The sequence below is a fragment of the Micromonospora sp. LZ34 genome (assembly GCF_052981855.1).
On the sequence record NZ_JBRIQN010000005.1, the window covers coordinates 294,344 to 310,504 of the forward strand.

Sequence of the window (16,161 nt, forward strand, 5' to 3'; positions counted from 1 at the left end):
CAATGCCCGGCGGCGGGGCACCGGCAAACCGCCGCCGGGAGTGGAATCACGCCGGCTCGTCGGCCCGGTCGCCGTCCGCCGCCGCCCGGGGCGCGGGCAGGTCGACGGTACGCACCGGACCGGTGAACCACCGCCGGGCCGAGGCGTACCACCAGACGCTGACCAGCAGCAGCACCCCGCCCACCGCGAGCGGCGCGTAGTTCACCGCCGACCAGGTGAAGTCCGGGTTGCCGGGCACCCCGGCGGGGACGATCGGCAGCACGAAGTAGATCGAGATCACCGCGATCTCGATCACCGCGATCCAGCCGAGGAGCTTGTACCTGCGGCCGAGCGTCCACGGTCCGGGGGTGAACCGGTCGCCCATCCGCAGCCGCAGGAAGATCGGGATGATGAAGGACAGGTAGAGCCCGATCACCGCGACCGAGACCACCGCGTAGAAGGCGACCGGAATGCCGTCCGGGCTCTGGTAGAGGGCGGGCAGGGTGAGCACCAGGCCGGCCAGGGTGGCGCCGATGATCGCGTTCACCGGGGTGCCGTTGCGGTCCACCCGGGACCAGAGCCGCCAACCCGGTACGGCCCGGTCCCGGCTGAACGCGTAGGCCATCCGGCTCATCGAGGTCACGCAACTCATCCCGCAGAAGAACTGCCCGATGGTGGAGATGATGATGACCGCCTTGAAGAAGAACGGGGTCAGGGCGGACTCGAAGATCGCGCCGGAGAAGCCGCCCGCGGCGTTGACCGCCTCGACGTCCGTGGCGGCGAAGAGGAAGGCCAGCAGCAGGATCCAGCCGCCCACTGCCGAATAGAAGATCGACTGCCAGAGGCCGCGGGCGGCGGCCTGGGAGGCGCCCCGGGTTTCCTCGGAGACGTGCGCGCAGGCGTCGAAGCCGGTGATCGTGTACTGGGTGAGCAGGAAGCCCAGCGGCAGCACGTAGAACCAGAAGGTCAGCCCGCCAGTGTCGCCGTCGCCGAAGCCGGAGTTGTTGAACCGCTCGGTGAAGACGAACTGGAAGCTCTGGTGGTCGTTCGGGACGAGAACCAGGATGGCCACCACCGCGGCCGCGCCGGCCACGTGCCACCAGACCGAGACGTTCTGCAGCACGTCGATGATCCGGTGGCCGAGGATGTTGATCAGGCCGTGCAGCACCAGGATCACCACGAAGAGCCCGAACGCCTGGCGCAGCGTCCCGGCCCAGCCGTCGAAGAGCGCCGACAGCGTGAGGTTGAGGAAGGTCGCGCAGCCGTAGTCGACCGACGCGGTGACCGCGACCAGGCCGATCAGGTTGAGCCAGCCGGTGAACCAGCCGTGCACCGGCTTGCCCATCCGCGCCGCCCACCAGTAGATCCCGCCGGCGGTCGGGTAGGCGCTGACCAGTTCGGCCAGGCAGAAGCCGATGATCAGGATGAACAGCGAGATGAGCGGCCAGCCCCAGGAGACCGCGACCGGCCCGCCGTTGTTCCACGCCTGGCCGAAGGTGGTGAAGCAGCCGGCCAGGATCGAGATGATGGAGAACGAGATGGCGAAGTTGGAGAAGCCGCTCCACTTGCGGCGCAACTCCTGCTTGTAACCGAGTTCGGCGAGTCGTCGGGCGTCGTCGTCCATCGGTTGCTCGGCGGTCGGCGCGGGCGTCGTGGCCACTGCACACCTCCTCGAGGCGGTCCTCGGTGCGAGTGCGCAAAGTCTCGTCCCGCCGATCAAGGCGGTCAATACCGCACGCGTGGGAACGTCACCGTCGGCCGGGCTAATTGCGTTGCCGGACCGGCGTCCCGGCGGCATCCTTGACGTCGTGACCAGGCCCGATCGCGACGGGCCAGCGCCGGGCGCTCGGACCGCCCCGGCACCGCGGCGGCGCGGGGCACGTCACCTCTCTCTCACTCGTACGGCGGTGCGCCGTACCCGACGCCCGCCCCGCGCCGCCGCCCCTCCCTCAGGTCAGCAGCAGCCCCGCGACCCAGAGCGCGGCGATGACCAGGCCGGCGAGGAACTCCACCAGCATGGAGAGACCGGCCGCCGCCACCGCCTGCCTGGTCGCCGGCCAGGCCAGCCGGGAGTCGCCCAGCCGCAGCCGCTCCGCCGCCCACACCCCGCCGACGAAGCCGAGCACCAGCCCGACCACCGGGACGACGAAGAAGCCGACCAGCCCCAGCAGTCCGCCGGCGAGCAGCGACGAGGTGGGCACGCCGGTGCGCTTCAGGTTCCGCCCCGGCCAGGCGTACTTGACCACCGTGCCACCCAGGGCGACCAGGCTGGCGGCGGCGAGCACCGCCCAGCGCCCGGCGCCGGCGCCACCGAAGAGCGCCCAGACCAGCACCCCGCCCCAGCACAGCGGCAGCGCCGGCAGCCCGGGCACCACCACCCCGGCCAGCCCGGCCAGGATGGCCAGCGCGGCGAGCACCGAGACCGCCGCCTGCGAATCCGTCAGGCTCATGTCGGCACTCCGCTTCGCTCCGCGCCGCCATGAGGCACCACCGCACCGCACCGATGATTCGCTCGCTGACGCTCGCTCATGCCGCCGCCTCCCCGCCGCGCAGCCGGGCGGTGATCCGGTCGGCCGGCATCGGCGGGCCGAAGTACCGGCCCTGCCCGGTGTCGCAGCGCAGCGCCCGCAGCCGCTCGGCCTGCACCGGGGTCTCCACCGCCTCGGCGGTGACCCACAGCTCCAACGCGTGCGCCAGGCGGACCAGGGCGTCGACGATCCGCTCGTCGCGGTGGTCGGCGGCCGCCTCGGCGGCGTCACCGCGGATCCCCTCCACGAACGGCCCGGCCAGCTTGACGCAGTGGATCGGCAGCCGGCGCAGGTACGCCAGGTTGGAGTAGCCGGTGCCGAAGTCGTCGATGGCCAGCCGTACGCCCAGCGCGGCGAGCCGGTGCAGGGAGCGCAACGGCTCCCCCGCGGTGCCCATCACGGCGCTCTCCGTCAGCTCCAGTTGCAGCAGCTCCGCCGGCAGCCCGGTGGTGGCCAGCACGTCCGCGACGGTGTCCACGATGGCCGGGTCGTCGGCCTGCCGGGCGGCCAGGTTGACGCTCACCACCAGCCGCGCGTCCGGGAACTGGCGCCGCCACTGCTCGGCGTCCCGGCAGGCCTGCCGGAGCACCCACTCGCCGAGCCGGACGATCAGGCCGGTCTCCTCGGCCAGCCCGATGAACCGGTCCGGGCCGATCAGGCCCAGCTCCGGGTGCTCCCACCGGACCAGCGCCTCCACCGCGAGCATCGAGCCCTCCAGCAGCGAGACGATGGGCTGGTACCGGAGCACGAACTCGCCCCGGTCCAGCGCGGCGGGCAGCCCGGCGACCAGCGCGGACCGGGCGATGTCCCGGGCGCTGCGCTCCGGGTCGTAGACCGCCCACCGGCCCCGCCCCTCGGCCTTGGCCCAGTACAGCGTGGTGTCGGCGGCCTTCATCAACTCCGAGGCGTTGGTGCCGCCGACCGGGCATTCCACGATGCCGACGCTGGCCGAGACGGCCAGCTGCTGGTCGCCGACGTGCACCGGGGCGGCGACCGCGGCCAGCGCGGCCTCGGCGACCGCCACCGCGTCGTCCATCCCGTCGCCGTCGTCGACCAGGATGACGAACTCGTCGCCGCCCATCCGGGCCACCAGGTGCCCCCGGCTGGCCACGCACTCCGCCAGCCGCCGGGCGATCACGATCAGCAGGCGGTCACCGAGGTCGTGACCGAGGCTGTCGTTGATCGCCTTGAAGCCGTCCAGGTCGAGGAAGCAGATGCCGACCCGGCGCTCGGGCGCCGCGGCGTCGAGGATCCGGCCCAACGTCTCGAAGAACAGCGTCCGGTTCGGCAGGCCGGTGAGCGGGTCGTGCAGCGCCTGGAAGCGCAGCCGCTGCTGGAGTTCGTACCGCTCGGTGATGTCCTCGATCATGGCCACGGTGAACCGGGGCCGGCCGTCGTCGTGCCGGATCAGCGACACCGCCAGGTCGGTCCAGACCGCGCTGCCGTCCTTGCGGTGGTAGCGCTTCTCCACCCGGGCGGCGTCCTGCTTGCCCTCGACCAGCTCCTGGTAGAGCTCCCACATCCCGGCGGCGTCGTCGGCGTGGAACAGCGACGCCACGTTGATCTGCCGCAGCTCGTCGACGGAGTAGCCGAGCATGTCGGCGAACGCCTGGTTGACCTCGATGATCCGCCCGTCCACCCCGGCGATGCCGATCCCGATCGCCGCGCCGGTGAAGACCGCCCGGAACCGGGCCTCGCTGTCCCGCAGGGCCTGCTCCACCTCGTCCCGGGCCTGCCAGGCCGACCGGGCGATCCGCTCCTGCTGGCTGAAGGTGCGGTCGCGCAGCGCCCGGGCGAACCCCTCGGCGAGCCCGCCCTGCAGGGCCGCGATCCGCCCGGCCGCCGCCTCGGGGTGCGCCCGGGCCGGCACCACCTCGGCGAGGAACCGGTCCCCGAGCGACCGCACCGACCAGTCGAGCATCCGGGGTTCGGTCAGGTGCGCCTCGACCAGCGCCCGGCCGACCTCCTCGGCCGGCCGAGCGGTGAACACCTCGGCGAGCAGGGCCTGCGCCAGCCGCACGGTGTGCACGAGCAGCAGCCGCTCGGTCTCCGTGGCGCTCATCGGCACGAACCCGAGCCGGCGCACCGCCCGGGCCCAGTCGGCCGCGTACCCCTGGGCGCCGGTCCGGCTGATGTCGTCCCCGTCGGGGTCCGGGACGGCGGCCATGGCTCAGCCGGCGGGCTGGTCGTACCGGGCGACGCCGCCGAAGGCGCCGAACCGCTCCGGGTGGTCGTCCACGTCGGACGGTGAGTCGGGCCTCCAGAGCGGCATGTGCACCACGCCGGGCTCCAGGATGGTCCAGTCACCGAAGAAGCCGGTGATCTCGGCCCGGGAGCGCAGGGTGATCTCGGTGTCGGTACGCGCCGAGAGCCGCTGCGCGTCGAGCATCTCCTGCGGCTGGTCCTCGAACGTGGAGTGGGACAGCACCAGGTAGCTGCCCGGCGCGGCGGCGGCGCGGAGGGTGGCCAGGATCTCGCCGGGTCGGTCGGCGTCCGGGACGAAGTGCACCACCCCGGCCAGCAGGATGCCCATCGGCCGGTCGAAGTCGAGCAACTTCAGCTCCCGGGCCTCGGCGAGGATCCGCTCCGGCTCGCGCAGGTCGGCGTGGATCACCCCGGTCAGGTCGTTGCCGGCGAGCAGCTCGCGGCTGTGCGCCACCGCGACCGGGTCGATGTCGACGTAGACCACCCGCGCCCGCGGGTTGGCCGACTGGGCCACCTCGTGCACGTTGCCGACGGTCGGGATGCCGGAGCCGATGTCGAGGAACTGGTCGATGCCGGCGTCGAGCAGCGCCCGGACGGCCCGGCGGAGGAACTCCCGGCCCGCCCGCATGGTGGCCGCGAGGTTCGGCGTCATGCTGGCGATCTGCTCGGCGAGCTGCCGGTCGATCTCGAAGTTGTGCGCCCCGCCCAGGAAGTAGTCGTAGACCCGGGCCGCGCTCGGCCGGGAGAGGTCGATCTCGACGGGAAGTCCGTCCGGCATCTGCACTGCTGCACCCCAAGTCGTCGCCGCGGTGCGGGAGGGAACCGGTGTCGCCGGGCGCGTGCGGGCACGCGGCGGCGCCACCGGCCGACCCGCGGATCGTGTGGTGCTGACCACAATAGGCCTGGCTGTCCCCTATCGGGGAGGTCAGCCGAGCGACCAGGACCGATCTCCGGCGGACGGTGGAGCGGGCCGGCCGCCCACCGGCCCCGGCGTCGCGGCGCGGCCGGATGTGCCGGTGCCGGGTCGGGCGTCGCGGCCCGGCGCGGGTCAGCCCACCGACTCCAGCAGCAGCGAGATGCCCTGCCCGACGCCGACGCACATGGTGGCCAGCGCCCGCCGGCCGCCCCGGCGGCGCAGTTCCAGCGCGGCGGTCAGCGCCAGCCGGGCGCCGCTGGCGCCGAGCGGATGGCCGAGCGCGATCGCCCCGCCGTTGGGGTTGACGTGCTCGGCGTCCTCCGGCAGGCCCAACTCGCGCAGCACCGCGACGGACTGCGCGGCGAACGCCTCGTTCAGCTCGATCACGTCGACCGCGTCGAGGCCGACGCCGAGCCGGTCCAGCAGCTTCCGGGTGGCCGGCACCGGGCCGACGCCCATGATCCGGGGCGGCACACCGGCCGCGGCGGCTCCGCTGACCCGGGCCAGCGGGGTGAGGCCGTACCGGGCCACCGCCGCCTCACCGGCGACCAGCAGCGCCACCGCGCCGTCGTTGACCCCGGACGAGTTGCCGGCGGTCACCGTGCCGCCCTCGCGGAACGGGGTGGGCAGCGCGGCGAGCTTCTCCAGCGAGGTCTCCCGCGGGTGCTCGTCCACCTCGACCAGCCGGGTGCCCTTGCGGCCCTCCGGCACCGTCACCGGCACGATCTCCTCGGCGAACCGGCCGTCGGCCTGCGCCTTGGCGGCCCGCTGCTGCGACCGGTACGCGAACGCGTCCTGCGCGGCCCGGTCGACGCCGTACTCGGCGGCGACGTTCTCCGCCGTCTCCGGCATCGAGTCGATGCCCCAGTGCCGCTTCATCAGCGGGTTGACCAGCCGCCAGCCGATGGTGGTGTCGTAGACCTCCGCCGCGCGGGAGAACGCCGAGGTGGCCTTCGGCATGACGAACGGGGCCCGGCTCATGCTCTCCACCCCGCCGGCCACCACCAGCTCGGCCTCGCCGGCGACCACGGCCCGGGCGGCGGAGGCGAGCGCGTCCAGGCCGGAGCCGCAAAGCCGGTTCACCGTGCTGCCGGGCACCTCCTCGGGCAGCCCGCCGAGCAGCGCCGCCATCCGGGCCACGTTGCGGTTGTCCTCGCCGGCCTGGTTGGCGCAGCCCAGGATCACGTCGTCCACCCGCGCCCAGTCCACCGACGGGTGCCGGGCGACCAACTCGCGGATCACGTGCGCGGCCAGGTCGTCGGGGCGTACGCCGGCCAGGGCGCCGCCGTACCGGCCGATCGGGGTGCGGACACCGGCCACCAGGTATGCCACGGTCATCGCGAGTCCTTCGGGGTGGGAAGGGTGGGACGGGAGCGTCCACCGGGTCGCGGGGGTACGCCCGGCCGCCAGGATATCCGCGCCCCGCGCCGATAGGTTGACGGCATGACCCGCGCCCAGTTCAGCGCAGAGACCAGCGGCAGCGGCGAGTTCGTCCGGCAGCCCAACCGGTTCACCGACCGGGTCACCCCGCACTCGACGTCCCCGCCCGGCGGCGGGCCGGACGAGCAGGGGCGCTGGCCGCTGGAGGCCGGCCGCTACCGGCTGATCTGGTGTCGGGCCTGCCCCTGGGCGCACCGGGCCCGGATCGTGCGCAGCCTGCTCGGCCTCGAGGACGTCATCTCGCTGGGCACCGTCGACCCGATCCGGGACGAACGGGGCTGGCGGTTCAGCCTCGACCCGGACGGGTTCGACCCGGCGCTCGGCATCGGGTACCTCTCCGAGGCGTACCTGGCCACCGACCCGGACTACGTCGGCCGGGTGACCGTGCCGGCGCTGGTCGACACGGTCACCGGGCGGGTGGTCACCAACGACTACCCGCGCCTCACCCTGGATCTGTCCACCGAGTGGCGGCGGTTCCACGCCCCCGACGCGCCGGACCTCTACCCCGTGGAGCTCCGGCCGGAGCTGGACGCGCTGATGGCGGAGATCCACCGGGACGTGAACAACGGCGTCTACCGGTGCGGCTTCGCCACCTCCCAGGAGGCGTACGACGAGGCGTTCCGGGCGCTCTTCGGCCGGCTGGACGCGCTGTCGGAACGGCTCTCCGGGCGCCGCTACCTGATGGGCGACACGATCACCGAGGCGGACGTGCGGCTCTTCACCACGCTGGTCCGCTTCGACGTGGCCTACCACGGCCACTTCAAGTGCAACCGGCACAAGCTGACCGAGATGCCGGTGCTCTGGGCGTACGCCCGGGACCTGTTCCAGACCCCCGGCTTCGGCGAGACGGTGGACTTCGACCACATCAAGCGGCACTACTACGGCACCCACGAAACGATCAATCCCACCCGGATCGTGCCGCTCGGCCCCGACCTGTCCGGCTGGACCACCCCGCACGGGCGTGGCTGAACCGGGCCGGGCGGGCCCGGGCGGGAGCGGGTACCGGGCCGCCGTCGCGGCGGCCGCCGCCGGTTGCGCCCTCGCCGGCTCGATCGCGGTGACGGTCGCCGTGGTCGCCAGCCCCAGCCCTGGTCTGGCCGGGTACGTCAGCGAGGCCGGCATCGCCGGCAACGGGTACGCCCGGACGTACCGGATCGGGGTCTTCGCCCTGGCCGCGGCGCTGCTGCTGCTGGCCGCGGCGCTGCCACCGGCGCTGCGCACCGCAGCCGGGCTGCTCGCCGCCGGCGGCGTCTGCACGGTGCTCTCCGGCGCGGTGCCGTGCAGCGCGGGCTGCCCGCTGCCGCCGTTCGAGCGGGCGACCGTGGCGGACCTGGTGCACGGGGGCGCGAGCATCGCGGCGACCGCCGCCGTGGTCTTCGCGATGGTGGCGCTGCTGGCCGCCCCCGGCGCGCCCGCGGCGCTGCGCCGGATCGCGGGCCTGGGCGCGGCGCTGGCGCTGCCGCTGGCCGCCACGATCGGGCTGGCGATCCTGCTGGTCGGGCGGGGCGGGCTGGTCGGCGCGCTGGAGCGGCTGCTGCTCGCGGTGGTGGCCGGCTGGGGCCTGGTCACCGCCACGACGCTCGGGCTGGCCGCCGATCGGGACAGACGGATCAACGGGTCGTGAACACCGTGTAAGGACCGTCACGTCCGCCGCTCCTTCCGGCGCCGGAGCGGCGCAGAGTAGCCTCGGCGGGCGATGACCAATGTCTGGCACCTGACCGTGCGCCTGTACGTCGACCTCCGACTGCAGGCCAGCGGCGTCTGTCCGGCGCAGCCGCTCTCTTGACGCTGCCCTGACCGACCCCAGACCCCTTGGACGCATCCGCATGTCTTCCGCCCTGCGCAAGATCCCCTTTTCCGTGCAGATCCTGCTCGGCCTCGTGCTCGGTGTGGCGCTCGGCTTCCTCGCCCGCGCCAACGACCTGAGCTGGCTGGCCAGCACCCTCGACACCGTCGGCGGCCTCTTCGTCCAGCTGCTGAAGCTGGCCGTGCCGCCGCTGGTCTTCACCGCGATCGTGGTCAGCGTGGTCAGCCTGCGCGGCGTGGCCAACGCCGCCCGGCTGGCGCTGAAGACCCTGCTCTGGTTCGGCGTCACCGCGTTGATCGCGGTGAGCGTCGGCATCGGGCTCGGTCTGCTCACCAACCCCGGCCGGGGCGTCACCCTGGACGTCGCCGGCGCCACCGCGCCGAAGAAGACCGGCTCCTGGACCGACTTCCTCACCGGCATCGTGCCGACCAACCCGGTCGGCGCGTTCGTCGAGGGCAACGTGCTCCAGATCGTCTTCCTCGCCCTGGTCGTCGGCGCCGCCGCGCTGCTGGTCGGCGAGGCCGCCGAGCCGTTCGTGGCGCTCAACCGCTCGCTGCTAGAGATCGTCCAGAAGGCGCTGTGGTGGGTGATCCGACTCGCCCCGATCGGCACCCTCGGCCTGATCGGCAACGCCGTCGCCGCGTACGGCTGGGACCTGGTGGCCCCGCTGGCGCGGTTCACCACCGCCGTCTACGTCGGTTGCGCGATCGTGCTGTTCGTGGTCTACCCGCTGCTGCTGGCGGGGGTCGGCCGGCTCAACCCGGTGCGCTTCTTCGCCGGCGCCTGGCCGGCCATCGAGCTGGCCTTCGTCTCCCGCTCCTCGGTGGGCACCATGCCGGTGACCCAGCGCTCCGTCGAGCGGCTCGGCGTGCCCCGCGAGTACGCCTCGTTCGCGGTGCCGTTCGGCGCCACCACGAAGATGGACGGCTGCGCCGCGATCTACCCGGCGCTGGCGGCGATCTTCGTCGCCCAGGTCTTCGGCGTGGACCTCGGCGTCACCGACTACCTGCTGATCGCCTTCGTCTCGGTGGTCGGTTCGGCGGCCACCGCCGGCCTGACCGGGGCGATCGTCATGCTCACCCTGACCCTGAGCACGCTGGGCCTGCCGCTGGCCGGCGCCGGCCTGCTGCTGGCGATCGACCCGATCCTCGACATGATCCGCACCGCCACCAACGTGGCCGGGCAGGCGCTGGTGCCGACCATCGTCGCCGCCCGGGAGGGCACCCTCGACCGCGCCGCGTACGACTCCGCCGGCCGGCGCTCGCCGGTCGACCCGGCGGCGGACGCCCGGCCTGCCCGCACCGACCAGCCGAGCCCCGTCCCGGCCTGAGCCGACCCCCGGCGCGGACCCCCGACGAGGGGGTCCGCGCCGGCATCCGGAGGATGTCGCCCATGACTGTGCTGTTCACGCCGCTGGCCCTACGTGCGGTGACGCTGCCCAACCGGATCGCCCTGGCGCCGATGTGCCAGTACACCGCCGGGCCGGACGGCCTGCCCACCGACTGGCACCTGGTGCACCTGGGCGCCCGGGCGGCCGGCGGCGTCGGGCTGGTGCTGACCGAGGCGACCGCGGTGCTGCCGGAGGGGCGGATCAGCCCCCAGGACACCGGGCTCTGGTCGGGCGCGCACGTCGACGCCTGGCGACCGGTGACCGCCTTCCTCGCCGCGCAGGGTGCGGTGCCGGCGGTGCAGCTCGCGCACGCCGGGTTCAAGGCGTCGACGTACCGCCCGTGGGCGCCGCGGCGCGGCGGGGTGCCGGACGCCGAGGGCGGCTGGACCCCGGTCGGCCCGGGCACGGTGCCGTTCCAGCCGGACTACCGGGTGCCGACCGCGCTGGACGCCGCGGGGATCGCCGGCGTGGTCGAGGCGTTCTCGACGGCGGCCGGCCGGGCGGTGGACGCCGGCTTCGCGGCGGTGGAGATCCACGCCGCGCACGGCTACCTGCTGCACGAGTTCCTCTCCCCGCTGACCAACCACCGCCGCGACGACTACGGCGGCGACCGGGCCGGCCGGATGCGGCTGACCCTGGAGGTGGCCCGCGCGGTCCGCGCCACGGTCGGCGAGGACGTCCCGGTGCTGGCCCGCATCTCGGCCACCGACTGGGTGCCCGGTGGCTGGACCGTCGAGGACAGCGTGGTGCTGGCCGGTGAACTGGCCGGCGCCGGCGTGGACCTGGTCGACTGCTCCTCCGGTGGGGCAGCCGTCGGCGCGACCATCCCGGTCGGCCCCGGCTACCAGGTGCCGCTGGCCGCCCGGGTGCGCCGGGAGGCGGGCGTCGCCACCGGCGCGGTCGGGCTGATCGTCGAGCCGGAGCAGGCCGAGCAGATCGTCGCGGCCGGCGAGGCCGACCTGGTGCTGCTCGGCCGGGAGCTGCTGCGCGACCCGTACTGGCCGCACCGCGCCGCCGCCAAGCTCGGCGCCACGCCCACCTGGCCCGCCCAGTACCTCCGCGCCACCTGACCCCGTCCCACCCGCGCCCGCGCCCGCCCGGCTCCCGGCCGGCCGGGAGCCGGGCGCGGGGTGGTCAGCCGGCCAGGTGGGACCAGTGGGGTTCGAGGTCGCGCCAGGGGCCCTGGGCCGCGACCGTGCCGGCCTGGAGCACCACCACGTGGTCGGCGCGGACCAGGGCCGCCCGCTTGGACGTCGAGCCGATCACGGTGACCCCGTGCTCGCGCAGCGCCCGCCAGAGCGCCAGCTCGGTGGTCACGTCCAGCGCCGAGGAGACGTCGTCGGCGACCAGCAGCTCGGTACGCGGCGCCAGCGCCCGGGCCAGCGCCAGCCGCTGCAACTGCCCGCCGGAGAGCCGGGTCCCCTTGTGCCCGATCAGCAGCCCCAACCCGCCACCGGCGGCGGCCAGGTCGTGCTCCAGCTGGGCGGTCGCCACGGCGCCCGCCGCGTCGACCGGGTGGCCCAGGGTGATGTTGTCGGCCACCGTGCCGGAGAGCACCCGGGGCAGCTGGCCCACGTAGCCGACCTGGTTGGGGCGCAGGAACAGCTCCGGCTCGGTGACCGGCTCGCCGTTCCAGGTCAGCCGGCCGGTGTGGTGCACGATCCCGGCCAGCGCCCGCAGCAGCGACGACTTGCCCGACCCGACCGGGCCGACGACCAGCACCAACTGGCCGCGCTCGACGGTCAGGTCCACGTCGCGCACCACCACCGTGCCGTCCTCGTGCCGCACGCCGAAGCCGGTCAGCTCCAGCCGGCGCAGCGGGTGCCGCGGCGGCACCGCCGGCGCGGGGGCGGTGCCCGCTCCCAGGTCCACCCCCGGCACCTCCGCCGAGTACGCCCCCACCCCGGTCATCGCCACCGTCCGCCGGGTCCACACCCGCGCGGACGGGTACTGGGAGACCAGTGACGCGGTGGTCCAGGCGAACCAGCGGGCCGCGCCGAGCGTGGCGACCGCGACCAGGGCCGCCCCGGCGGTGAGCTCACCGGCCAGGAAGAGCGCCCAGGCGCCGATCGGCAGCAATCCGCTGACCAGCGCCGGGGTGGACCGGGCCCAGACCTGCACGGAGATCTCCCGACGCTGCCGGTCGCTGCGCACCACGTCCAGGTCGGCGAGGTGGGTCAGCACCGGTCGGGTGGCCCCGGCCAGCTTCACCGTACGGGCCGCGGACAGCGTGGAGACCAGCGCGGTCGCGAACGCCGCCCGCGCCGCCACGGTGGCCCGGGCCGAGCGCTCCAGCAACGGCCCGAACAGCGTCGCGGCCAGCCCGGAGACCACCATCGTGCCGAGGAAGAACAGCGCCGGTACGACACTGCCGGTGATCGCGGTCATCGCCACCAGCAGCGCCAGCGAGATGAACTGGTCGAGCAGGTTGTCGGCGAGCTGCACCACCCGCTCGGTGTCGCCGCCCTGGGCCACCACCTCGGCCGGGGTGTGCCCGCTGACCCGGCGCGGCCCGGTCTGGCCGTGCACCAGGCGCAGGCTGATCCGCAGCATCTGCCGCACCCACCAGTGCGGAAACCAGACGTTGGTGGCGTAGTGCATCGGCATGGTGGCCAGCAGCGCGGCGACGATCCCGAGCGCGGGCTTGTAGGGGTCGCCCAGGCCGTCCACCAGGTCGGCCCAGAGCCAGGGCAGCAGCGGCCCGTCCAGACCGAGCACCATGATCGCGACGAAGATCGCGACCGCCACCAGACCGTAGCGGGCGTCGTTGAGACAGAGCCGGAAGATCTCCCGCAGCGTCCGGGCCGGGGCCGGGGCCGGGGCCGGTGGCGGCAGCGGCGGCGGGTCGGCCTTCGGCGGGGCCACCGCCCGGGCCGGCTCCGGCGCCCGCTCCGGCTCGGTCGGCGCCCAGCCGCCCGCCGGTTCCGGCGCGGTCAGCAGGTCGGTGCCGCCGCCGGCCCGCACCCCCGACCCCACCTGCGCGTACGCGGTGGAGTGGCTGGTCGCGAGCAGCTCGGCGAACCGCTCCGACTCGCGCAGCGGCCCGGCCTCGACCACCGCGCCGTCGGCCATCACCACCACCTCGTCGCAGCGCCGCACCGAGGAGAGCCGGTGGGCGATGACGATGCCGATCCGGTCGCGCAGCAGCCGTTCGGTGGCCTGCTGCACCCGCGCCTCGGTGACCGGGTCGAGCCGGGCGGTGGCCTCGTCCAGGATCACCACGTGCGGGTTCCGGACCAGGATCCGGGCGAACGCGACCAGCTGCTCCTGCCCGGCCGAGAGCACGTGCCCGCCCTCGCCGAGCCGGGTGTCCAGCCCGTCCGGCAGCTCGGCGATCCAGCCGGCCAGGCCGAGTTCGTGCAGCGCCCGGGCGGCGTCGTCGAGCAGGTCCGAATCGAAGAGCGCGACGTTCTCGGCGAGCGTGCCGGCGAGGATCTCGGTGCGCTGCGGCACCACGGCGATCCACCGGCGCAGCTCGTCGAGGTCGAGGTCGAGCAGGTCCCGGCCGGCCAGGAAGACCGTGCCCCGGGGCAGGTCGACCGCCCGGGTGAGCACCTTGGCCAGGGTGGACTTGCCCGAACCGGTCCGCCCGACCAGGGCGTACGAGCGGCCCCGGACGAAGGTCAGGTCGACGCCGCGCAACGCGGGCCCGCGCTCGCCGTCCGGGTCGGTGGACGGGTAGCGGAAGGTGAGGTCGCGGATCAGCAGGTCACCCTCGGTCGGTGCCACCCCGCCGGTGGGCTCCTGCCGGGAGTTCTCCAGCAGTTGGACGCGGGCCCACGCGCCGAGGGCGTACTGGAGTTCCGGCACCATCCGCGCGACGTGCTCGACGGTCAGCCCGAAGCCCAGCGCGAGCAGCCAGACCGCGGTCAGCCGGGCCCCGTCGACGCGGCCGGTGGCCAGCGCCCACGCCCCGCCGAGCACCACCGCGGCGATCCCGCCCCGGGTGACCCCGGCGGCCACCGTGGTGACCTTGGCCGACATCCGCCACACCCGGACCCCCCGGGACAGCACCTCGGCCGCCCGCCGGGCGTAGAGGCGCAGCACGTACGGCCGGGCCAGGGTGGTGCGGACGTCGTCCTGCCCGTGGATCGCCTCCTCCATCACCGCGGCCAGGTCCGACCAGGCCTCCTCCTCGGCCATCCGGGCCGGGCCGATCCGGGCGGTCGGGCGGCGCAGCGCGGCGGCGAGCACGGCGGTGAGCAGCAGCATGCCGACGCCGACGGGCCACCAGACGGTGAGCGCGACGGCCGCCGAGAGCAGGCCCACGGCCAGCCCCTGCGCGATCCGTACGCCGTGGTTCCGCACCGACGCGGCCACCTGGTAGACGTCGCCGTCGATCCGGTCGAGCAGCTCACCGACCGGGGTGGTCTCCAGGGTGGGCAGGTCCTGCCCGAGCGCCACCCGGCACAGCCGGCGGCGCACCTGCGCGGACCAGTCCGCGGTCAGGCCGGCCATCAGCAGGCTCACCGCGAGGTCGCTGAGCACGGCGGCGACCAGGCCCACCGCCAGCGCGGCGAAGAACCCGCCCGACCGGTGCACCAGCACCGGCCCGGCCAGCGCGGACGCGGCCGCCTGGCCACCCGCGCCGAGCACGATCAGGCAGGTCACGATCGCCATCCGGCGCGGCGAGGTGGCCCACAGATCTCGGAGCAGGCGCATGGAAGGTCCTCCGGCATCGGTGGGGGAGGTTCCAGCCTGCGTGCTCGGCCGGGCCGGTTCAACGGATTTATCCGCCGGGGAGAATCGGTGTCACCACTGTGGGTGACGGTCGCGACGTCCGGCCGCCTTTCGCGGTCAGGTCTGCGCGACCCGGCGGACGATGCCGAGCAGCGCCATGAGCGCTGTCCAGCGCCGGCGACGGGGTCAGAAGAGCACGGTGGCCAGCGTGCCGACCGGGCGGAAGCCGCAGCGTTCGTAGACCCGGCGGGCCGGTAGGTTGAAGTCGTTGACGTAGAGGCTGACCGTGGGCGCCGCCCGCAGCAGCGCGTCGCGTACCACGGCCGCCATCGCCGCGGTGGCGATCCCCCGGCCGCGCCACTCCGGGGCCACCCAGACCCCCTGCACCTGGGCGGTCCGGCGGGTGACCACCGCCAGCTCGGCCTTGAAGACCACCTGACCGTCGACGAAGCGGGCGTACGCGCGACCGGCCCGGACCAGGTCGGCGACCCGTCGCCGGTAGGTGCGCCCGCCGTCGTCGGCGAGCGGCGAGACGCCGACCTCCTCGGTGTACATCGCCACCGCCGCCGGAAAGAGGCGGTCGATCTCCCCGCTGCGCACCCGGCGCACCTCCGGGTCGGCCGGCACCACCGGCAGCGCGTCCGTGGCCAGCAGCGGCTGGTTGGGGCGTACGTCCCGGGCGGGGCCCCAGGCCGCGGCGAGGCGGTCCCAGAGCCCGAGCACGGCGTCGGCGCGGCCCACGATCGACGAGCAGAGCCGCTCCTCGCCGGCGAGCAGGTCGGCGTAGGCGGCCACGGCCGGTTCGGTGGCCAGCACCGGGGTGAGGTTGCCGCCCAGCCAGCAGACCGACTCCAGGTTGCGGCGGGGGCCGTAGCCCAGCACCCGGCCTTCGGCGCGCCACCAGGCCAGGCCGCGCGCGGCGACCCGCTCGGCGACCTGCGCGCCCGCGAACGGGTCCAGGTCGAGCAGTCGCTCGACCGCGCGGCGCTCCGATTCCCCCAGTTGCCGTACCGGCACCGTCAGCACGCCTATCAGCCTGCCATGACCGGCCCCCGGCTCGCCGGCTGAGTGACGAGTCCGGCTAGATCCTCGGCCGCCAGATTCTCGACGTTTGTGTCAAGTTTTTGAGCGGGCGTAACGTTGCCCGCTCCACATTTTGCAGACATGGGTTCTGACCAGCCACTTTGGTGTGGCACAGCCGGTCGCCACGGCGGCC

The 16,161-nt window shown here is 74.4% G+C and carries 11 protein-coding genes; 4 read left to right on the forward strand and 7 right to left on the reverse strand.

Annotated features, from left to right (window positions below):
* Positions 1–46: 46 nt before the first annotated feature.
* From ACVCAH_RS09040 to pcaF, 5 genes are all read right to left on the reverse strand, one after another.
* The gene (locus ACVCAH_RS09040) at positions 47–1,639 is read right to left on the reverse strand and encodes an amino acid permease (protein ID WP_447135592.1); all 1,593 of its coding nucleotides are present in this window, start codon (positions 1,637–1,639) and stop codon (positions 47–49) included.
* Positions 1,640–1,928: 289 nt separating this feature from the next.
* Positions 1,929–2,429 (reverse strand): DUF456 domain-containing protein, encoded by a 501-nt coding sequence (locus ACVCAH_RS09045; protein ID WP_447135593.1) that lies wholly within the window; start codon positions 2,427–2,429, stop codon positions 1,929–1,931.
* Between the two features lie 76 nt (positions 2,430–2,505).
* Positions 2,506–4,674, reverse strand: coding sequence for a putative bifunctional diguanylate cyclase/phosphodiesterase (locus ACVCAH_RS09050; RefSeq protein WP_447135594.1), 2,169 nt, complete (start codon positions 4,672–4,674; stop codon positions 2,506–2,508).
* A 3-nt stretch (positions 4,675–4,677) separates the two neighbouring features.
* Positions 4,678–5,496, reverse strand: coding sequence for an SAM-dependent methyltransferase (locus ACVCAH_RS09055; RefSeq protein WP_447135595.1), 819 nt, complete (start codon positions 5,494–5,496; stop codon positions 4,678–4,680).
* Positions 5,497–5,760: 264 nt separating this feature from the next.
* Positions 5,761–6,966 carry a 3-oxoadipyl-CoA thiolase gene (gene pcaF, locus ACVCAH_RS09060; RefSeq protein WP_447135596.1) on the reverse strand — a complete coding sequence of 402 codons (1,206 nt, stop codon included), beginning with the start codon at positions 6,964–6,966 and terminating at the stop codon, positions 5,761–5,763.
* Positions 6,967–7,071: 105 nt separating this feature from the next.
* On the opposite strand from pcaF, the gene ACVCAH_RS09065 reads away from it, so the two are divergent.
* The 4 genes from ACVCAH_RS09065 (at position 7,072) to ACVCAH_RS09080 (ending at position 11,335) form a co-directional block, all read left to right on the forward strand.
* Entirely contained in the window at positions 7,072–8,037 is a 966-nt protein-coding gene (locus ACVCAH_RS09065; RefSeq protein ID WP_447135597.1) for a glutathione S-transferase family protein, read from the forward strand.
* Positions 8,030–8,692 (forward strand): DUF998 domain-containing protein, encoded by a 663-nt coding sequence (locus ACVCAH_RS09070; protein ID WP_447135598.1) that lies wholly within the window; start codon positions 8,030–8,032, stop codon positions 8,690–8,692. The genes ACVCAH_RS09065 and ACVCAH_RS09070 overlap by 8 nt, the downstream gene beginning before the upstream one ends.
* 214 nt (positions 8,693–8,906) lie before the next feature.
* Positions 8,907–10,205 carry a dicarboxylate/amino acid:cation symporter gene (locus ACVCAH_RS09075; RefSeq protein WP_447135619.1) on the forward strand — a complete coding sequence of 433 codons (1,299 nt, stop codon included), beginning with the start codon at positions 8,907–8,909 and terminating at the stop codon, positions 10,203–10,205.
* Between the two features lie 62 nt (positions 10,206–10,267).
* Positions 10,268–11,335: an NADH:flavin oxidoreductase/NADH oxidase gene (locus ACVCAH_RS09080; RefSeq protein WP_447135599.1), complete on the forward strand. Its 1,068-nt coding sequence runs from the start codon at positions 10,268–10,270 to the stop codon at positions 11,333–11,335.
* A 64-nt stretch (positions 11,336–11,399) separates the two neighbouring features.
* Here ACVCAH_RS09080 and ACVCAH_RS09085 read toward each other — a convergent pair whose 3' ends face one another.
* Together ACVCAH_RS09085 and ACVCAH_RS09090 are read right to left on the reverse strand one after the other, a co-directional pair.
* The gene (locus ACVCAH_RS09085) at positions 11,400–14,927 is read right to left on the reverse strand and encodes an ATP-binding cassette domain-containing protein (protein ID WP_447135600.1); all 3,528 of its coding nucleotides are present in this window, start codon (positions 14,925–14,927) and stop codon (positions 11,400–11,402) included.
* A gap of 204 nt (positions 14,928–15,131) precedes the next feature.
* On the reverse strand, positions 15,132–15,971 hold the full coding sequence (locus ACVCAH_RS09090) for a GNAT family N-acetyltransferase (protein ID WP_447135601.1): 840 nt from the start codon (positions 15,969–15,971) through the stop codon (positions 15,132–15,134).
* Positions 15,972–16,161 lie beyond the last annotated feature (190 nt).

Bases quoted from the DNA above. Each gene is read 5' to 3' on its own strand.
- ACVCAH_RS09045 (WP_447135593.1), bottom strand. From the start codon at position 2,429: ATGAGCCTGACGGATTCGCAGGCGGCGGTCTCGGTGCTCGCCGCGCTG.
- ACVCAH_RS09050 (WP_447135594.1), bottom strand. From the start codon at position 4,674: ATGGCCGCCGTCCCGGACCCCGACGGGGACGACATCAGCCGGACCGGC.
- pcaF (WP_447135596.1), bottom strand. From the start codon at position 6,966: ATGACCGTGGCATACCTGGTGGCCGGTGTCCGCACCCCGATCGGCCGG.
- ACVCAH_RS09065 (WP_447135597.1), top strand. From the start codon at position 7,072: ATGACCCGCGCCCAGTTCAGCGCAGAGACCAGCGGCAGCGGCGAGTTC.
- ACVCAH_RS09080 (WP_447135599.1), top strand. From the start codon at position 10,268: ATGACTGTGCTGTTCACGCCGCTGGCCCTACGTGCGGTGACGCTGCCC.
- ACVCAH_RS09085 (WP_447135600.1), bottom strand. From the start codon at position 14,927: ATGCGCCTGCTCCGAGATCTGTGGGCCACCTCGCCGCGCCGGATGGCG.